The sequence below is a fragment of the Actinomadura sp. NPDC048394 genome (assembly GCF_040651755.1).
GTDB lineage: Bacteria > Actinomycetota > Actinomycetes > Streptosporangiales > Streptosporangiaceae > Spirillospora > Spirillospora montaniterrae.
In genome coordinates this window covers 87,558-105,155 of the sequence record NZ_JBEZJL010000018.1, presented here as the reverse complement: position 1 = coordinate 105,155, position 17,598 = coordinate 87,558, and the positions used below count along the sequence as shown (strand labels likewise).

Here is a 17,598-nt window from a genome sequence, read left to right as displayed (position 1 = left end):
TGGCTGCCTCGCGCGTTAACGCGTAGGGTGATAAGAACCCCAGCAGTGGTCATTGAGCCCAGTATGCGACTGAGGCACAGCACGAAGGGACCGGCGCCGCGCGATGAGCGTGATGAAAAGAATGTCGATGATCTTCAAGGCCAAGGCCAACAAGGCCCTGGACCGGGCCGAGGATCCTCGCGAGACGCTCGACTACTCCTACCAGCGCCAGCTGGAGATGCTGCAGAAGGTCCGTCGGGGGGTCGCCGACGTCGCCACCTCGCGCAAGCGTCTCGAGCTGCAGATCAACCAGCTCGAGCAGCAGCAGAACAAGCTGACCGACCAGGGCAAGAAGGCGCTGCAGGTGGGCCGCGAGGACCTCGCCCGCGAGGCGCTGACCCGCCGGTCCGGGCTGGACTCCCAGCTCAACGACCTGCGCGCGCAGTACCAGCAGCTGCAGGGCGAGGAGGAGAAGCTCACGCTCGCCTCCCAGCGGCTGCAGGCCAAGGTCGACTCCTTCCGTACCCGCAAGGAGACGATCAAGGCGACGTACACCGCCGCCGAGGCGCAGACCAAGATCAACGAGGCCTTCTCCGGCATCTCCGAGGAGATGGGCGACGTCGGCCTGGCGATCCAGCGCGCCGAGGAGAAGACCGAGAACATGAAGGCGCGCGCCGGCGCCATCGACGAGCTGCTCGCCTCCGGCGCGCTCGAGGACTTCTCCGGCCCCCGCGACGACATCCAGGCCGAGCTCGACCGGATGGGCTCCGGCCCCGGCGTCGACCTCGAGCTGGAGCGGCTGAAGGCCGAACTCGGCCAGGGCCCGGCGCCCAAGGAGCTGAACCAGGGCTCGCCCACCGCGCAGCCGCAGCAGCAGCACGACACCCCGCAGCAGGCCCCGTGGCCGCAGCAGCCCGGGGGTGCGCAGTGATCGTCCGTCTCATGGGCGAGGGGCAGCTGGACGTCGCCGACGGCGACCTGGCCGCGCTCAACACCCTCGACGGCGAGCTCGAGTCGGCCATCGAGGCCGGCGACGAGGCGGCGTTCCGCGCCGCGCTGCACGCCCTGCTGGAGAGCGTGCGCAAGGTCGGCAAGCCCCTGCCGGCCGACAGCCTGGCCCCGTCCGAGCTGATCCTGCCGCCGGCGGACGCGGCGATCGACGAGGTGCGCGCCATGCTCGGCGACGAGGGGCTGATCCCGGACTAGATCCCTGGCCGCCCGGCCGGGCGGCCAGGGGCCGGTCGTCCTCCAGGACGATTCGCGCGGGACTCCGGCGGTGCCTGGCACAAAACCCGGGGCTCGCGCGTTCTCACAAGTGAATCGGGGAAAGAAAACTGGGGGTTGCCGGATGGCCTCGACGCGTTACGCCTCCGACCGGGGGCTGACGTCACGCATGCTCGTGACCATGTTCCTGCTGGGACTGGTCTACGTCGTCTTCGTGACGGCGTTCTTCGTGATCGCTCCGAAGTTCGGGGTGATCGCCCTCGTCATCGCGCTGGCGTTCCTGTTCGCGCAGTACTTCTTCTCCGACAAGCTGACGATGTTCGCCATGCACGGCCGGGAGGTCTCGCCGGAGGAGGCGCCCGAGCTGCACGGCGTGATCGACCGCATCTGCGCCATGTCGGACGCGCCGAAGCCGCGCGTCGCCGTCGCCGACACCGACGTGCCGAACGCGTTCGCGACCGGCCGCAACCAGAAGAAGGCCGTGGTCTGCGTGACCACCGGGCTGCTGCGCAGGCTCGACCCCGTCGAGCTGGAGGGCGTGCTCGCGCACGAGATGGCGCACGTCGCGCACAAGGACGTCGCGGTCATGACGATCGCCTCGTTCCTCGGCATCTGCGCCGGCCTGATCACCCGCTTCGGCCTGGAGTGGGGCCTGTGGGGCGGCTTCAACCGCCGCGACAACGACCAGAACACCGGGATGATCCTGCTCGCCGTGGTCGCGGTCAGCGCCGTCGCCTACGCGATCAGCTTCCTGCTCACCCGGGCGCTGTCGCGCTACCGGGAGCTGTCGGCCGACCGGGCCGCCGCGCTGCTGACCGGCCGCCCGTCCGCGCTGGCCAGCGCGCTGACGAAGGTGTCCGGCGAGATCGCCCGGATCCCGACCAACGACCTGCGCCAGGCGCAGGCGTTCAACGCCTTCTTCTTCACCCCGGCGTTCGGCAAGGGCTTCACGATCTCGCACCTGTTCTCCACCCACCCGCCGCTGGACAAGCGGCTCGCGCAGCTGTCGAAGATCTCCGACCAGCTCAGCAGGGGAGTCTGATCCGTGGGTTTCCTGGACACGCTGCTCGGCCGGTCCAAGCCGGTCAAGCCGGACCTCGACCAGCTCTTCGGGCTGTCCACCGCCGCGATCACGCTCGAGGCGGCCACGGGGTTCAGGCCGACGGGCCTCGGCTCCGTCTGCTTCCGGGCGGCGGAGGGCGGCGCGTTCGCGCGGCTGCAGGCCGACGTCCAGGAGTTGCTGGACGCCGACGAGGGCCCCAAGGTCGAGATCAGCAACGACTCCTACGGGTACACGTGGCTGCTGGCGACGCACCCGCCGGAGGAGCTGCCCGACCTGGTCACCGACCTGCACGCGGTGAACTCCACGCTGGAGTCCGGCGGGTTCGGCCCGCACCTGCTGTGCTCGCTCGCCGGCTTCCGCGGCCCGGAGGGGCAGCGGCTCGCGCTCGTCTACCTGTACAAGCGCGGCACGTTCTACCCGTTCGCGCCGCTGCCGGGGGACAAGCGGGACAACGCCCTGGAACTCCAGGTGCGCGGCGCGGTCGGCGCCGACCTGCCCTTCGAGCAGGACCTCGGCCGCTGGTTCCCGGTGTGGGGCGCCCCCGGCCTGTGACGGGCCGCCCGCGGCGGATCCCGTCCCCGGACGCCTGATCTATGGGCCGATGCGGGGTATGTCAGTGAGGTGAACGTCCGTGCACGGTCGGTTCATGCGGGAGGCGCAATGACCGGACGTCCCTGGGATCATGCCCGCCACTGCGACGCGCTGGAGGCGGAGGCCGCCGCGTTCGCCGACGCCGCGGCGTTCGCCGACCTCGACGAGGACGTGCCGTCCTGTCCCGGCTGGTCCATCGCGGAGCTGGTCCGCCACCTCGGCGCGATGCACCGGTGGGCCGGCGGCACCGTCCGGGTGGGCGCACCGCGCCGGCTGAGCCTGCGCGAGCTCGGCGTCTCGTTCCCGGTGGTGCCGGGCGATCACCTGCCCTGGTACAAGGAGGGCGCCGGACGGCTCCTGGAGATCCTGCGGGCCGCCGACCCGGACGCGCCCGTGTGGGCCTGGGGCGTCGACCAGCACGCCCGGTTCTGGTCGCGGCGGATGCTGTTCGAGACCGCCGTGCACCGCGCCGACCTGGAGATCGCCTGTGGCCGGACGCCCGCCGTCGCGCCCGACGCGGCCGCCGACGGGACCGACGAGCTGCTGGAGAACCTGGAGCGGGCCGCCGCGTTCGCGCCGAAGGTGGAGAACCTGCGCGGCGACGGCGAGGTCCTCGCCTTCGACGCCGCCGACCTCGGCTCCCGCTGGCTGTTCCGCCTCCTGCCGGACCGCTTCGAGTGGACCCGCGACGACGGCGGCGAGAACGCCGGCGGCGCCGACGCGACCGTCCGCGGCAGCGCCTCCGACGTCTTCCTGTTCCTGTGGGGCCGCCGCAAGCTCGGCGACTCCGCCCTGGAGTTCTCCGGCAACGACGACCTGCTCGTCCACTGGGTCGAGAACTCTGCGATCTGACCGGCGCAAGGCCTCGACCACCGCGCGAGCGCGTCATCTGACCGGCGGGGCGACGCCGGAGGCGAGCCCCGCCGGGAAGCTCGCGAAGCGAGGTCGCGCTCGCCCAAGCCTGGTCAGGGGGCGAGCCGCCAGGCGAGCCCCCTGGGCCAGGGTTGTTAAGGCAGCGCAAGCATCTGGTCGAGGGCGGCTCGGGCGTTGCGGGCGGTGTCGTCGTAGACCGTGATGACGTTCTCGACCTCGCCGCGCACCAGCGACTCCAGCGACCACACCAGGTGCGGCAGGTCGATGCGGTTCATCGTGGAGCAGTAGCAGACGGTCTTGTCGAGGAACATGACGTTCTTGTCCGGGTGGGCGTTCGCGAGGCGCCGCACGAGGTTCAGCTCGGTGCCGACCGCCCACGACGTGCCGGGCTCGGCGGCCTCGATGGTCTTGATGATGTACTCGGTGGAGCCGATCTGGTCGGCGGCCGTGACGACCTCGTGCCGGCACTCGGGGTGGACGAGCACGTTGACGCCGGGCACGCGCGCGCGGACGTCGTCCACCGACTCCTTGCTGAACCGGCCGTGCACCGAGCAGTGGCCGCGCCAGAGGATCATCCTGGCGTCGCGCAGCTGGTCGCGGGTGAGGCCGCCCTCGCGGCGGTGCGGGCTGTAGACGACGCAGTCGTCCAGCGAGAAGCCCATCTCCAGGACGGCGGTGTTGCGGCCGAGGTGCTGGTCGGGCAGGAACAGCACCTTCTTGCCCTTGGAGTACGCCCAGTCCAGGGCGCGCTTGGCGTTGGACGAGGTGCACACCACGCCGCCGTGCCGCCCGACGAAGCCCTTGATGTCGGCGGAGGAGTTCATGTAGGTGACCGGGACGACGTCGCCGGCGACGCCCGCGTCCTCCAGGACGTCCCAGCACTCCTCGACCTGGTCGAAGGTCGCCATGTCCGCCATGGAGCAGCCGGCGCCGAGGTCGGGCAGGATCACCTTCTGGTGCGGCGCGGTGAGGATGTCGGCGGACTCCGCCATGAAGTGCACGCCGCAGAACACGATGTAGGGCGCCTCGGGGCGCGCGGCGGCCTGCTGCGCGAGCTTGAACGAGTCGCCGGTGACGTCGGCGAACTGGATGACCTCGTCGCGCTGGTAGTGGTGGCCGAGGACGAACACCTGGTCGCCGAGGGCGGCCTTGGCGGCGCGGGCCCGCTCGACCAGCGCGGGGTCGGACGCGGGCGGCAGCTCGCCGGGGCAGTCCACGCCGCGCTCGCTCGCCGGGTCGGAGCCCTCGCCGAGGAGCAGCAGCGGAAGGTCGCGCACTGGGGTGGTCACGGGAGTCTCCCTCCTGCGACGGGACTTATCGTCGCTTTGACGACTAATGATGGCACATCATCGTCGCGGCGGCGGTGTGACGTAGGACGCACCGCTCCCGGGCGTTAAAGATGGGCGATACGCGGAATGGCCTTGTGGCGAGGTACGTTGTCCTACGGGAAGAGGCGTAAGTCGTCCTCGAGGACAAGCGACAGTCCGCCGCACCGCGGCGCAGCGAGACCCGGGAGCTGAACACATGACGGTTTCAGGCGAGACCACGCAGGAGACCACGCAGCAGGGCGTCATCCTCACCGACGCCGCCGCCGAGAAGGCCAGGGGCCTGCTCGAGCAGGAGGGCCGCGACGACCTTGCGCTGCGTGTCGCCGTGCAGCCGGGCGGCTGCTCCGGCCTGATCTACCAGCTCTTCTTCGACGAGCGGGAGATGGACGGCGACCAGGTCCAGGACTTCGGCGGCCTGAACGTGCGCGTCGACCGGATGAGCGCGCCCTACCTCACCGGCGCCACCATCGACTTCGTCGACACGATCGAGAAGCAGGGCTTCACGATCGACAACCCGAACGCGTCGGGCTCCTGCGCCTGCGGCGACTCCTTCAACTGACGGAGCACCGCCGGCCCTCGGGCCGGCGGAGGGGCGGCCGGGCGAGACGTCCGGGCCGCCCCTTTCGCATGCCCGGCCCGCCCCGCCGGGATGCGCACCCGCCGCGTCGTGTGGTCCGATGGGAAGTAGTCTTTCCGGGTTGAAACAGCCGGTGACAAGCCGGACGACCGCGACGAGGAGAGCGACGCGTGCGCATCGCCGTGACCGGATCCATTGCGACCGACCATCTGATGACCTTCCCCGGAAGGTTCTCCGACCAGCTCCTGCCCGACCAGCTCGACCGGGTCTCGCTGTCCTTCCTGGTGGACGAGCTGGAGATCCGCCGCGGCGGCGTCGCCGCGAACATCTGCTTCGGGATGGGCAGCCTCGGCAAGGAGTCGATCCTCGTCGGGTCCGTCGGCGACGACTTCGCCGACTACCGCTCCTGGCTGGACCGGCACGGCGTCGACACCGCCTCCGTGCACGTGTCCGAGCTGCACCACACCGCCCGGTTCCTGTGCACCACCGACCAGGACCAGAACCAGATCGCGTCCTTCTACACCGGCGCGATGAGCGAGGCCCGCTCCATCGAGCTCGGCCCGGTCGCCGAGCGCGTCGGCGGCCTCGACCTCGTGCTGATCAGCGCGAACGACCCCGAGGCGATGCTCCGGCACACCGACGAGTGCCGCTCGCGCGGCATCCCGTTCGCCGCCGACCCGTCCCAGCAGCTCGCCCGGATGGAGGGCGCGGACGTGCGCCGCCTCCTCGACGGCGCCGCCTACCTGTTCAGCAACGAGTACGAGAAGGCGCTGTTCGAGGAGAAGACCGGCTGGTCCGGCGAGGAGGTGCTGTCGCGGGTCGGGATCCGCGTCACCACCCTCGGCGCCAAGGGCGTCGTCATCGACCGGCAGGGGGAGGAGGGCCTGCACGTGCCCTGCGTCCCCGTCGAGAAGGTCGTGGACCCGACCGGCGTCGGCGACGCGTTCCGCTCCGGCTTCCTGTCGGCGACGGCGTGGGGCCTGCCGCTGGAGCGCGCCGCGCAGGTCGGCAGCACCGTCGCGGCGCACGCGCTGGAGGCCGCGGGCCCGCAGGAGTACACGCTGTCGCGGCGGGCGTTCCTCGACCGGCTCGCCACCGCCTACGGCGCCGGCGCGGCGGCCGACGTCGAGCCGCACCTCGCCTGCCCCAACCCGTGACCGGCGCGCCGTAGGGGCCCGCGCGGGCCCCTGCGGCGGTGCGCCGTCAGTACGTCCGGCGGATGTGGAAGCCCCAGCCGCCCTGCGGGAGCGTCTCCTCGCGGACGAAGTCCTGCGACTTCATCCGGCACCAGGCGGGGACGTCGGTGCGCGCGGCGGCGTCGTCGGCGAGGACCGCGATGACCTCGCCGACCGGGACCTCGCGGATCCGGTCCGCCAGCATGATGATCGGGATCGGGCACTTGCGGCCGAGCGCGTCGATGACCAGCGCCGGGGGAGGGCCGGCGGGCTCGGCGGGGGGCGGTGCCGCCGGCGCGTTGGAGCCTGCGCTCCTGGCGCGGCCTCGGAACCTCATGGGCGCGACCGCCTCCCTCTTCTGCTGGTTCGGTGTGGTGTTCTGCCGCCGGTGCCGGTCACGGGTCGAGCGCGTTCAGCGCCGACCGGCGCAGCCGGGCCACGGTGCCGGGGAGGACGGTGAGGAACCGGTCGACATCGGCGGAAGCGACGCCACGCGGCAGCGATACCCGCACGTTCCCATGGGTAATCACTCCCATCGCCTCGAGCACATGACTCGGACGCAGCGTATCCGCCGTGCACGAGCTGCCGGACGAAACGGCGAAACCCGCGCGGTCGAGTTCGGTCAGCAGCGCCTCGCCCTCCACGTACAGGCAGGAGAACGTCACGATGTGCGGCAGCCGGCGGGCCGGGTCGCCGACGACCTCGACGTCCGGCACGGCAGCGGGGACCCGCTCGCGGATCCGGTCGACCAGCGCCGCGAGCCGCGGTGCCTCCTCCCGCATGTCCGCCCGGAACGCCTCCAGCGCGGCGGCGGCCGCCACGACGGCCGGGACGTTCTCGAACCCGGGGACGCGGCGCGCCTCGCGCTCGTCGGCGGGCAGCGGGGAGCGCCACCGGGTGCCCTTGCGGACCGCGAGGACCCCGACGCCCGCGGGCCCGCCCCACTTGTGCGCGCTGCCGGCCAGCAGCGACCAGCCGCCCGGCACGTCGACCCGGCCGAGCGACTGCGCGGCGTCCACGAACAGCGGCACGCCCGCGGCGCGGCACGCCTCGGCGACCTCCGCGACCGGCTGCACCGTCCCGACCTCGTGGTTCGCCGACTGCAGGCACGCCAGCGCGGTGTCCGGGCGCAGCGCCGCCGCGAACGCGGACGGGTCGACACGCCCGGCCCGGTCGACGCCGACGGCCGTGACCTCGCCGCCGTCCGCCTCGTGCAGCTCGGCCGCGTGCAGCACGCTGGAGTGCTCGACCGCGCTCACCACCAGGTGGCGCCCGGCCCGCCGGCGCGCCTGGAGCCCCCCGAGGACCGCCAGGTGCACCGCCTGGGTGCCCGACGACGTGAACGACACCTCGTCCGGGCGGGCGCCCAGGACGCCCGCGACGCGCGCGCGGGCCCGGTCCAGCAGCATGCGGGTGCTCCTCGCCCGCCCGTACAGCCTGGCGGGGTCGGCCCAGCCCGCGTCCAGCGCCTCCAGGAGCGCCGCCCGTGCCGCGGGATGCGGCGGCTCGGTGGAGGCGGCGTCGAAGTACCCGTCCGGCGCACTGGAGTCAGCCACGCCAGAACACTAACCGGGCACCCGATCGGGGGTTCGCGCGACCCTAGCGCTAGTGTGTCCACCACACGTGTAACAACTGATCTCACCGCCCGGGTCGACCGGGCTTTCATCCGTGGGGAAGGCATTCCGTGAGTCCGACCCGCTCTGGGGAGCGGCGTACGCCTGTGCGCAGTCGCCGCGCAATCAAAAGCGCCGGCGCGCTAGGGCTGCTGGCGCTGTCCGCAACCGCGTGCAGCGGCCAGGCATCCCGGCTGGGCATGCCCGAGCCGATCGGCCCGCAGGCCGAGCGCATGCTGAAGCTCTGGCAGGGTTCCTGGATCGCGGCGTTCGCCGTCGGGGCCGTCGTCTGGGGCCTGATCATCTGGGCGGTGCTGTTCCACCGCAAGCGCTCCGACGACCTGCCGCCGCAGGTCCGCTACAACATGCCGATCGAGATCCTCTACACGGCGGTCCCGTTCGTCATCATCGCGGTCCTCTTCTACTTCACGGCGCGCGACGAGAACTACGTCGAGAAGACCACCAAGAACCCTCCGGTGGTCGTCGACGTCACCGCGTTCCAGTGGAGCTGGCAGTTCGACTACAAGGAGAAGGACGCCACCGGCAAGGAGCAGACCGTCGCGTCGGTCGTCGGCCAGCCGGTGAACCCGAACGCCACCTCCGGTGCCAAGCCCGTGATGACGATCCCGGCCGGTGAGCACGTGCGGGTGCGGCTGCACTCCAACGACGTCATCCACTCGTTCTGGGTCCCGGCGCTCCTCTACAAGAAGGACGTCATGCCGGGCTACGACAACGAGTTCGAGTTCGAGGCGACCAAGCTGGGCACCTATGAGGGCCGCTGCGCCGAGCTCTGCGGCGTCGACCACAGCCGGATGCTGTTCCAGCTGAAGGTCGTCACGCCGGCCCAGTACCAGAAGTTCATCGCCGATTCGAAGGCCGCCCTGGCCGCGGGGGGTGCCAAGTGACCACGATCAGTCACGCACCGAGCGCGCCGGTCACCACGGTGCGGACCAGCAAGGGGCGCATCGTCGCCAACTGGCTGTCCTCCACCGACCACAAGGTGATCGGCTACCTCTATCTGATCACCTCGTTCGTGATGTTCCTGTTCGGCGGCATCCTCGCGCTGGTCATCCGCGCGGAGCTGTTCAAGCCGGGCCTGCAGGTCGTGAGCAACGAGCAGTACAACCAGATGTTCACGATGCACGGCACGATCATGCTGCTGATGTTCGCGACGCCGCTGTTCGCGGGCTTCACCAACGTGATCATGCCGCTGCAGATCGGCGCGCCGGACGTGGCGTTCCCCCGGCTGAACATGCTGGCGTACTGGCTGTTCCTGTTCGGCAGCCTGATCGTCATCGCGGGCTTCCTGACCCCGGGCGGCGCGGCCAGCTTCGGCTGGTTCGCCTACGCGCCGCTGTCGGACGCGGTCCGCTCGCCGGGCGTCGGCGGCGACATGTGGGTGATGGGCCTCGCGATGTCGGGCTTCGGCACCATCATGGGCGCGGTCAACTTCATCACCACGATCCTGTGCATGCGCGCGCCGGGCATGACGATGTTCCGGATGCCGATCTTCACGTGGAACGTCCTGCTGACCTCCATCCTGGTCCTGCTGGCCTTCCCCGTCCTCGCCGCCGCGCTGCTGGCCCTGGAGGCCGACCGCAAGCTCGGCGCGCACGTGTTCGACGCCTCGCACGGCGGCGCGCTGCTCTGGCAGCACCTGTTCTGGTTCTTCGGGCATCCGGAGGTCTACATCATCGCGTTGCCCTTCTTCGGCATCGTGACGGAGATCCTGCCGGTGTTCGCCCGCAAGCCGGTGTTCGGTTACATCGGCCTGGTCTTCGCGACCATCTCCATCGCGGGCCTGTCGGTCACCGTGTGGGCGCACCACATGTTCGTCACCGGCCAGGTGCTGCTGCCGTTCTTCTCCTTCATGACGTTCCTCATCGCCGTGCCCACGGGGGTGAAGTTCTTCAACTGGGTCGGGACGATCTGGCGAGGACAGCTGACGTTCGAGTCGCCGATGCTGTGGTCGCTGGGCTTCCTCGTGACGTTCCTGTTCGGCGGCCTGACCGGCGTCATCCTCGCGTCCCCGCCGATGGACTTCCAGCTGTCGGACTCCTACTTCGTCGTCGCGCACTTCCACTACGTCGTGTTCGGCACCGTGGTGTTCGCGATGTTCGCGGGCTTCTACTTCTGGTGGCCGAAGTGGACCGGCAAGATGCTGAACGACCGGCTCGGCAAGGTGCACTTCTGGCTGCTGTTCATCGGCTTCCACGGCACCTTCCTCATCCAGCACTGGCTGGGCGCGGAGGGCATGCCGCGCCGGTACGCCGACTACCCCAAGGAGTTCGAGGGCCTGAACCAGGTCTCGTCGATCTTCGCCTTCATCCTGGGCGCGTCGATGCTGCCGTTCTTCTACAACGTGTACATCACGTGGAAGAAGGGCAAGCGCGTCGAGGTGGACGACCCGTGGGGCTACGGCTCGTCGCTGGAGTGGGCCACCTCGTGCCCGCCGCCGCGGCACAACTTCAACTCGATCCCGAAGATCCGTTCCGAGCGGCCGGCGTTCGACCTGCACCACCCGCACGTGGGCGCGCAGGGCGAGCTCGCCGGGGCGAAGGAGTAGCCGATGCGCGTCCAGGCGTTCATGTTCTACGGTTGCGCGGTCTTCTTCCTCGCCACCGACATCGTGTACTGGCTCTGGTCGGGTGACTGGACCGGCACGACGGCGCTCGCGCTCGCGATCGGCCTCGCCGGGCTGATCGGGTTCTACATCCACTTCACCGTCCGGCGCCTCGAGCGGGCCAACGCGGGCCCGCTGTATGAGGACGACCCGCAGGGCGACATCGCCGACGCGGCCGGCGAGCTGGGCTTCTTCAGCCCGCACAGCTGGTGGCCGCTGTTCCTCGGCCTGTCCGCCGCGGCCGTCGCCCTCGGCGTCGTGTTCGGCTGGTGGCTGGTGATCCTCGGCGCGTGCGCCGCGATCCTGACCTCGATCGGACTGGTGTTCGAGTACTACCGGGGTCATTTCGCCCACTGATCAGTAAAAGAACCCCAAGAGGGGCGGTATCCGCGATTTCGCGGGTACCGCCCCTTTCACATACTGGACGTCGTCCCAGCAAATAGGGCTGGCCAGGCGAATCGCTCGTCCAGGTGGGAAACGACCGGGGGGTCCACGTGCGGGTGGGTGACTCAGGACCGAGGTACCGGGGAAGGCGGGCCGCCGCCGTGCTCGCGGGCGCGGGCATGGTGGCGGGCGTCGCGGGGTGCTCCGGACAGCAGGCGGTGACCGGACGCGACGCGGTCTCGCTCGCCGTGTCACCGGGCGGGGGCGGCGCGGCGCTGCCGCCCGACAGCCCGATCGACGTGCGGGCGAGGACCGGCAGGATCGCGAACGTCACGGTGACGACGGCGAAGGGCGCGCCCGTCGAGGGCGACCTCAACGCCGACCGGACGCAGTGGCGGTCGCGCTGGTCGCTCGCGCCCGGCCAGGCCTACACGGTCGACGCGACGGCCATCGGCAAGGACGGGAAGACGCGCACCGTCCGCAGCGCCTTCACCGTCGCGACCGTGCAGAAGAAGTTCGGCGTCACCGTCGACGCGCCCTTCGACAAGGAGACGGTCGGCGTCGGCATCCCGATCGTCATGCGGTTCGACCAGGCCGTGAAGGACCGCGCCGCGGTCGAGCGGGCGCTCGAGGTGCGCTCGGACAAGCCCGTCGAGGGCGCCTGGCACTGGTTCAACGACCAGGAGGTCGTGTTCCGGACCAAGCAGTACTGGCCGGCGCACACCAAGGCGTCGTTCGTCGCCCACCTCAGCGGCGTGAACAACGGCAAGGGCCTGTACGGCGGCAAGGACTACGCCGTGAACTTCACCGTCGGCGACTCCCACGTCTCGACGGCCGGCGAGGACACCCACCACATGGTCGTGAAGATCAACGGGCGGAAGGCCCGGACGATCCCGACCAGCATGGGCCGCGGCGGCGAGGAGAAGTACACCACGACCAACGGCGTCCACCTCGCCATGCAGAAGGACGACCCGGTCACGATGACGTCCGAGTGGGAGGGCTGCGGGCCCGGCTGCGCCGGCTACTACAGCCTCACCGTGGACAAGGCCGTGAAGATCTCCGACAGCGGCGAGTACGTGCACAGCGCGCCGTGGTCGGTGGGCGACCAGGGCCACGACAACGTCAGCCACGGCTGCATCAACGTCAGCCCGTCCGACGCCGCGTGGTTCTACAAACTCGCCCAGCGCGGCGACGTCGTCACGGTGACCGGCACCAGCCGTCCGCTCGCCCCGGACAACGGCTGGGGCTTCTGGCAGATGGGCTGGAGCAACTGGGTGAAGGGCAGCGCGCTGAAGCGGTCGGTCTCCACGGCCCCGCACGTCGACGCGGCGACCCTCTCCGCCCAGTCCGCCAACGGCGCCGCCCAGAAGCCGCGCGCCAGCCATAACTGATCCCCGGGGGGCGCCCCCCTGGAACCCCCGTCACAGTGTTGGCCCAGGGGGGCGACCCCCTGGAACCCCCGTCACGACGAACAAGGCGTTTCACGCTCCGCCGGCGCTCCGCGTGAAACGCCTTGTTCGTCGTCGGGCAGGCCCGCTGCGCTCGCTGCACTCGCTCCGCGTGCCTGCCCGCGACCGGTGGCTGAGCTTCAACCTGCCAGGGCCGGGCTTGTCGGGGTTGCTGCCCGGGGGTTAGTGGAGCGGGGGCGGAATGGGCACGTGGTGCATCTTGGACCAGTTGCGGGCCATGGCGATGCGGTCGGGGCCGGACGGGTGGGTCATCCACAGCAGGTACTCGGCCCGGTTCGGGTCGGGGTCGTCGATGTTGCGGACGGACAGCTCGTGCTGCATCGCCACGAAGGTGGACGGGTCGCGGGTGAGGTCGAGGGCGTGCGCGTCGGCGCGGGCCTCGATGCGGCGGCTCACGAGGTTCTGCACGGGGCCGGCGAGCTGCGTCCCGGCGGCGACCAGGGCGAGGACCAGCGCGATGGTGCGGGGGTCGGCGGGGCCGGTGCTCCGGGCGTCGCGGGCGGCGGGCACGTCCGGGTCGACGCCGGCGCGGCGCAGCAGCCGCGGCGACGTCGTCAGCAGGTAGAGCAGGCACAGGGCGCCCGCGACGCCGAGCGCGCCGACGAGGGTGCCCCACAGCACGTCGTCGTGCTTGGCGTGGCCGAGCTCGTGCCCGACGATCGACTCGATCTGCGGGCGCGGGGACTTCAGCAGCGTGTCGTACAGGACGATGCGGCGGGTCGAGCCGAACCCGGACACGTAGGCGTTCAGCGAGGTCGTCCGGCGGGACGCGTCGGCGACGAGGACGTCCTTGACCGGCACGCCGTCGCGTTTCGCCATGGCGAGCAGGTCGGTGCGCAGCTGCCCGGCGGGCAGCGAGTGGAACTTGTTGAACACCGGCTCGACCACGACCGGGTAGATGAACGACACCGCGACGACGAGCACGAACCCGCCGGCGGCGGCGCCCGTCCACCAGTAGCGAGGGAAGCGGCGGACGACCGCGTACAGCAGGAGCAGCGCGATCGTGTAGATGACCCAGGTGACGCCGAGGGACTTGAGCTGGTCGACGGCCCACGCGGGCCAGCTCTGGGTGGACAGCCCGTAGCGGCGCAGGACCGACTCGCTCCAGATGTCGAACGGGAGGCCGATGACGCGCAGCAGCGTGGTGAGCGCGACGGCCGCGGTGATGACGCGCAGGGGGCGGCGGCGGACGCGCGCGGTCGTCCAGCCGATGAAGCGGGAGCCGAGCGGGGTGAAGCCGAGGACGAGGATCACGGCGAGCCCGACGAGGAGCCCCGAGTAGGCGGGCGGGTTGATCGCGCCGTCGAACGCCTTGGCGCGGGCGATCTCGCGCGGGGTGAAGTCGAGGGACGGGTCGGCGCGAACGTGCCCGCCGGGGACGTGGCCGGGCAGCGGGTTCCACGGGGTGGTGAGGGCGAGGACGGCGGCGACACCGGCGAACAGCACGGCGGCCGCGACGGCGGCGGCGCGGCGCGGACCCCGCGTCCCGCCGGCGGCCGCGGGGGCGTCCGGGCCGGGGGCCGGGCCGTCCGGGCGGCCGGGGGGTTCGGCTACCGACGGCTCGCCGCCGTCTCCCTCGCTCATGTGAGCTCCTTCTTCAGGTGGTCGCGCCACAGCGCGACGAAGCGGTCCCGGGTGAGGCCGAGCACGGAGCGCAGCGCGGCGGCCTCGGAGCCCCGCCCGGCGGCCCGGTACAGCCGGACGAGCGTCGCCTCACCGTACCGGCCGGCGACCATCCGGCAGGCGAGCCAGGCCTCCTGGTAGGCCTGGGAGAGGTGGTCGGAGGAGCCGGCGAAGTCGGCGGCGGACGGCAGCGCGGACGGGACCCGGCCCGCCTTCACCTCGCGGCGCAGCTCGCTGGCGGCCGACTTCACGCTCACCTTCGCGTGCTTGTAGCCGACGTAGTCCGCGAAGCCCTCGATCAGCCACAGCGGGGTGGTGCGGTCGGTGGCGCCGCCGGTCGCGACGTGGGTGAGCTCGTGGGTGAGCACGACGGTGCGGCCGAGCTCGTTGAGCCGGCCGAAGGTGCCGGGGGAGACGATGACGCGGTCCTCGCCGCGGCCGCCGCCGGCGGACGGCGCGACGGTCGCGAGCGCGGCGATCTGGCCGAGGCTCTCGTCCGGCCCGGCGAGGGCGGCGGCGAGCCGCTCGTCGGCGGGCACCAGCGCGACGGCCCGCTGCGCCCAGCCCTTGCCGACGACGCCGGTGACGACCGGGACGGCCGCGTCGAGGCGCTTCGCGATGCCCTCCAGTTCGCCGCCGTCGCCGATGACGAGGCTGGCGCGGCCCCGGACGACGCTGAGCGGCCCGGCGTCCCAGATCTCGGCGTCGTCGTGGTAGCCGAGGGCGGAGCCGTCGCCGACGACCGTCCAGGCGCCGGAGCGGGGTGCGAAGGTGAGGTGGCGGGCGCGGGCGACGTCGCCGCGGTCGAAGCCGCGCAGCCGGTACCGGGTCTCCACGCGGACGACGGCGGCGCCGCCCTCCGCGTTCGCCGACTCGGTGCCCGCGAAACGCTCCGTCCAGCCGTCGAGGGGGAGCTTGCGGAGGTTGTCGTAGAGCCGGGCCTGGGCGTCCTGGAACGCGGGGGGCGCCGAGGCGACCGTGGCGAGGAACGCGGTCCGGTCGCCGGTCGCGACGGCGCGGGTCCGGTTCGCGAGGACGGTGCGGGCGGTGTCCGGGTCGAACGGCGCGGAGGGACGGGCGGTCCGGGCCGCGGCCCGGGAGCCGCCGGACCGGGCGCCGAGGACCCCGGCGCCGCCGGCGGCCAGCAGCGCGGCGCCGCCCGCGCCCAGCGCGAGCGCCCTGCGCCGCGTCATGGCGGCGGGCCACGCCAGCGGGCCGCGTGGAGGGACGGCACCGCCCCGCCGGGATCCGGGGGCGTCTCGTCCCTCGTCCTCGGCGGGGCCGTCCTGCGGTGGGCCGTCCTCCATGCGCGCGATCCTATTGAGCCTTCCGTGGATGCCGGGCCATCGGCGCCGTGTCGCCGTCCTGCGTCACGAGGCGTAGTCGGGGTAGCCGTAGCCGACCACGCTGTCGGTCGAACGCTCCTTGACCTGGACGGAGTTCCCGGTGTTGCCCTCGACGGTCTGGATCGTGCCGTCGCCCTCGTCCTTTATGACCATGCCGACGTGCTGGATGTCGTCGTTGGACTTGCCGCCGCTCCAGGAGAAGAAGACGATCGCGCCGGGCTTCGGGGTGTCGCCCCAGCGGCCGTTGTCCTGGAACCACTGGGCGTGCGCGACGGTCCAGGCGTCGCTGCCGATCTGGTCGGTGAAGCCGAGCTTGTCGCCGACCCAGGAGATGAACATGTCGCACCATTCGGCGTCGCTGTACTCCTGGACGGACCCGCCGTCGCGGGCGACGGTCTCCTTGGCGCGCTCGGTGCCCTCGTACCAGTCGCCGAACTTGGTGTCGCCGTTGCCGTCGGGGCTCGCGCCGACCTGGGAGCGGGCGAGCTCGATGGCGGCCTCGGCGGTGGGACGGGACTTCTTGGAACGTTCCTTCGGAGCGGCGGCCTTCGGCGCGCTCTTCGGCGCGCCCTTCGCGGCCTGCCGGGGGACGCTCACGGCCGGCGCCCGGTCCCGGGCGGCCTGCTGCTGCGGCGCGCGGGCGATGGCCAGGTCGGCCGAGGCGGCCGGCTTGGCGGGCTCGGGGCCGCCGAACGGGAGGACCGACGCCTGCGCGGTCGCCACGGCGGTGCCGAGGACGGCGGCGCCGACGAGCACGCCGCCGGTGGTGCGCCAGGCGACGGTGCGTCCGCTCTTGCGGTGCCGGCCACCCGCGGGGGCCGCGGGGACGGCTCCGGCGGGGGCCTCGGTGACGACCTGGGCGGTGATCACCCTGGTGGCGGGGACGGTCCCGGGCGCGGGGGGCGCCCCGGGAGCGGGGGTCCGGCGGACGGGGGTGACGGGAGTCGTGCTGCGGGTGGGGCTTGCCTTGCGGTGCTTGCCTGCCACGGGGGGATCTCCTTGGCTTCCATTCCGCCTACCGGGTTAGCTGACGGGTTCGGGCGTGGAAGCCGCCCTACGGCCTGCGGGCAGGCCGATTCACCCCGACGGGACATGGGTGGGTCCCCGGCTCCGTCACCGGCCTCGCGGGCACGGCACGGACTCGGCGGTGGCGCGCCCGGGGGCGGGCACGCCGGTTCGGTTGGGGGTCCTCTCGGGAGGGGGCGCCGCTGCGGCGCCCGCGGAGAGGTGAAGAAAGGGGGCGGGCGCGGCCGTGCGCTCAGCGGACGGCCGCGCCCGAGAGATTGATGCCGTTCGGCTAGGAGGCCCGTACGGGCCCGTCATCCGGCCGCGGCGGGGCGTTCTGCTGAGGGTAGGTGGACAGGGTTCACTCCTTCTTCCAGACGCCTACCGGGTTAGCTGTCGGGTTCGGGCGTGGAAGTGGCCCTACGGCGGCTCTCACCGGTCGTGCCGGCAGAGACGCGCCGATTCACCCCGGTACCGGAATGTCCGTCCGGAACTGCTCCGGACTCCGGTGAAGGTGGGTCCCCGGTTCCGCGCCGGGCGGCGCGGATTCGGCGCTGCCGCTGCGATCCTGAGGGCTTCATGGGGCCCGTGCGCGGGACCCTGTGTCCCGCGTGCGAAAGAGCGGCGCTGATGTTGTGATGGCGGCGGCCCCTTGTCCGGGGGACCGCCCGGGGCCGGAGCCCTGTGTGGACCAGCGTGGCGCGCTCTCAGCGCCATGCACGCTG

17 protein-coding genes and 2 riboswitches are annotated in these 17,598 nt (G+C 71.9%); of the genes, 11 read left to right on the top strand and 6 right to left on the bottom strand.

Features of this window, described 5'->3' with window-relative positions:
* Positions 1–103: 103 nt before the first annotated feature.
* The 5 genes from AB0C78_RS15245 to AB0C78_RS15225 all read left to right on the top strand — a co-directional run bounded on the left by AB0C78_RS15245 (position 104) and on the right by AB0C78_RS15225 (position 3,709).
* The gene (locus AB0C78_RS15245) at positions 104–910 is read left to right on the top strand and encodes a PspA/IM30 family protein (protein ID WP_206700381.1); all 807 of its coding nucleotides are present in this window, start codon (positions 104–106) and stop codon (positions 908–910) included.
* Positions 907–1,185 carry a hypothetical protein gene (locus AB0C78_RS15240; RefSeq protein WP_151545205.1) on the top strand — a complete coding sequence of 93 codons (279 nt, stop codon included), beginning with the start codon at positions 907–909 and terminating at the stop codon, positions 1,183–1,185. The genes AB0C78_RS15245 and AB0C78_RS15240 overlap by 4 nt, the downstream gene beginning before the upstream one ends.
* Positions 1,186–1,327: 142 nt before the next feature.
* On the top strand, positions 1,328–2,245 hold the full coding sequence (gene htpX / locus AB0C78_RS15235) for a zinc metalloprotease HtpX (RefSeq protein ID WP_151545204.1): 918 nt from the start codon (positions 1,328–1,330) through the stop codon (positions 2,243–2,245).
* 3 nt (positions 2,246–2,248) lie between these two features.
* Entirely contained in the window at positions 2,249–2,818 is a 570-nt protein-coding gene (locus AB0C78_RS15230) for a hypothetical protein (protein WP_360747306.1), read from the top strand.
* 108 nt (positions 2,819–2,926) lie between these two features.
* Positions 2,927–3,709, top strand: coding sequence for a maleylpyruvate isomerase family mycothiol-dependent enzyme (locus AB0C78_RS15225; RefSeq protein WP_360747303.1), 783 nt, complete (start codon positions 2,927–2,929; stop codon positions 3,707–3,709).
* 155 nt (positions 3,710–3,864) lie between these two features.
* Here AB0C78_RS15225 and nadA read toward each other — a convergent pair whose 3' ends face one another.
* On the bottom strand, positions 3,865–5,019 hold the full coding sequence (nadA, locus tag AB0C78_RS15220; protein WP_360747300.1) for a quinolinate synthase NadA: 1,155 nt from the start codon (positions 5,017–5,019) through the stop codon (positions 3,865–3,867).
* A gap of 235 nt (positions 5,020–5,254) precedes the next feature.
* On the opposite strand from nadA, the gene AB0C78_RS15215 reads away from it, so the two are divergent.
* Complete coding sequence (locus AB0C78_RS15215) at positions 5,255–5,617, top strand: iron-sulfur cluster assembly accessory protein (protein ID WP_151545200.1); 363 nt, start codon at positions 5,255–5,257, stop codon at positions 5,615–5,617.
* Between the two features lie 188 nt (positions 5,618–5,805).
* Positions 5,806–6,792, top strand: a complete 987-nt coding sequence (locus AB0C78_RS15210) for a carbohydrate kinase family protein (protein WP_360747297.1) — start codon at positions 5,806–5,808, stop codon at positions 6,790–6,792.
* 46 nt (positions 6,793–6,838) lie between these two features.
* Here AB0C78_RS15210 and AB0C78_RS15205 read toward each other — a convergent pair whose 3' ends face one another.
* Together AB0C78_RS15205 and AB0C78_RS15200 are read right to left on the bottom strand one after the other, a co-directional pair.
* Entirely contained in the window at positions 6,839–7,147 is a 309-nt protein-coding gene (locus AB0C78_RS15205; RefSeq protein ID WP_360747294.1) for a sulfurtransferase TusA family protein, read from the bottom strand.
* A 58-nt stretch (positions 7,148–7,205) separates the two neighbouring features.
* Positions 7,206–8,366, bottom strand: coding sequence for a cysteine desulfurase family protein (locus AB0C78_RS15200; RefSeq protein ID WP_360747291.1), 1,161 nt, complete (start codon positions 8,364–8,366; stop codon positions 7,206–7,208).
* A 257-nt stretch (positions 8,367–8,623) separates the two neighbouring features.
* On the opposite strand from AB0C78_RS15200, the gene coxB reads away from it, so the two are divergent.
* From coxB to AB0C78_RS15180, 4 genes are all read left to right on the top strand, one after another.
* Positions 8,624–9,328 (top strand): cytochrome c oxidase subunit II, encoded by a 705-nt coding sequence (gene coxB, locus AB0C78_RS15195; RefSeq protein ID WP_225992326.1) that lies wholly within the window; start codon positions 8,624–8,626, stop codon positions 9,326–9,328.
* Positions 9,325–10,989: a cytochrome c oxidase subunit I gene (gene ctaD, locus AB0C78_RS15190; protein WP_360747287.1), complete on the top strand. Its 1,665-nt coding sequence runs from the start codon at positions 9,325–9,327 to the stop codon at positions 10,987–10,989. The genes coxB and ctaD overlap by 4 nt, the downstream gene beginning before the upstream one ends.
* Positions 10,990–10,992: 3 nt before the next feature.
* Positions 10,993–11,403 carry a cytochrome c oxidase subunit 4 gene (locus AB0C78_RS15185; RefSeq protein ID WP_151545194.1) on the top strand — a complete coding sequence of 137 codons (411 nt, stop codon included), beginning with the start codon at positions 10,993–10,995 and terminating at the stop codon, positions 11,401–11,403.
* A gap of 188 nt (positions 11,404–11,591) precedes the next feature.
* Positions 11,592–12,821, top strand: coding sequence for an Ig-like domain-containing protein (locus tag AB0C78_RS15180; protein WP_360747284.1), 1,230 nt, complete (start codon positions 11,592–11,594; stop codon positions 12,819–12,821).
* Between the two features lie 240 nt (positions 12,822–13,061).
* Here the strand turns inward: AB0C78_RS15180 and AB0C78_RS15175 are convergent, their stop codons facing one another.
* The 3 genes from AB0C78_RS15175 to AB0C78_RS15165 form a co-directional block, all read right to left on the bottom strand.
* Positions 13,062–14,483, bottom strand: a complete 1,422-nt coding sequence (locus AB0C78_RS15175; RefSeq protein WP_360747281.1) for a M48 family metallopeptidase — start codon at positions 14,481–14,483, stop codon at positions 13,062–13,064.
* Complete coding sequence (locus AB0C78_RS15170) at positions 14,480–15,829, bottom strand: hypothetical protein (protein ID WP_360747278.1); 1,350 nt, start codon at positions 15,827–15,829, stop codon at positions 14,480–14,482. The genes AB0C78_RS15175 and AB0C78_RS15170 overlap by 4 nt, the downstream gene beginning before the upstream one ends.
* Before the next feature lie 63 nt (positions 15,830–15,892).
* Entirely contained in the window at positions 15,893–16,855 is a 963-nt protein-coding gene (locus AB0C78_RS15165) for a CHAP domain-containing protein (protein WP_360747275.1), read from the bottom strand.
* An 11-nt stretch (positions 16,856–16,866) separates the two neighbouring features.
* Positions 16,867–17,005, bottom strand: a riboswitch (cyclic di-AMP (ydaO/yuaA leader).
* Positions 17,006–17,236: 231 nt separating this feature from the next.
* Positions 17,237–17,437: riboswitch (cyclic di-AMP (ydaO/yuaA leader) on the bottom strand.
* Positions 17,438–17,598: the final 161 nt, after the last annotated feature.

Coding starts and splice junctions, on each gene's coding strand:
- AB0C78_RS15170 (WP_360747278.1), bottom strand. CDS start 15,829: ATGGAGGACGGCCCACCGCAGGACGGCCCCGCCGAGGACGAGGGACGA.
- AB0C78_RS15185 (WP_151545194.1), top strand. CDS start 10,993: ATGCGCGTCCAGGCGTTCATGTTCTACGGTTGCGCGGTCTTCTTCCTC.
- AB0C78_RS15175 (WP_360747281.1), bottom strand. CDS start 14,483: ATGAGCGAGGGAGACGGCGGCGAGCCGTCGGTAGCCGAACCCCCCGGC.
- coxB (WP_225992326.1), top strand. CDS start 8,624: ATGCCCGAGCCGATCGGCCCGCAGGCCGAGCGCATGCTGAAGCTCTGG.
- AB0C78_RS15245 (WP_206700381.1), top strand. CDS start 104: ATGAGCGTGATGAAAAGAATGTCGATGATCTTCAAGGCCAAGGCCAAC.
- htpX (WP_151545204.1), top strand. CDS start 1,328: ATGGCCTCGACGCGTTACGCCTCCGACCGGGGGCTGACGTCACGCATG.
- AB0C78_RS15225 (WP_360747303.1), top strand. CDS start 2,927: ATGACCGGACGTCCCTGGGATCATGCCCGCCACTGCGACGCGCTGGAG.
- AB0C78_RS15215 (WP_151545200.1), top strand. CDS start 5,255: ATGACGGTTTCAGGCGAGACCACGCAGGAGACCACGCAGCAGGGCGTC.
- AB0C78_RS15205 (WP_360747294.1), bottom strand. CDS start 7,147: ATGAGGTTCCGAGGCCGCGCCAGGAGCGCAGGCTCCAACGCGCCGGCG.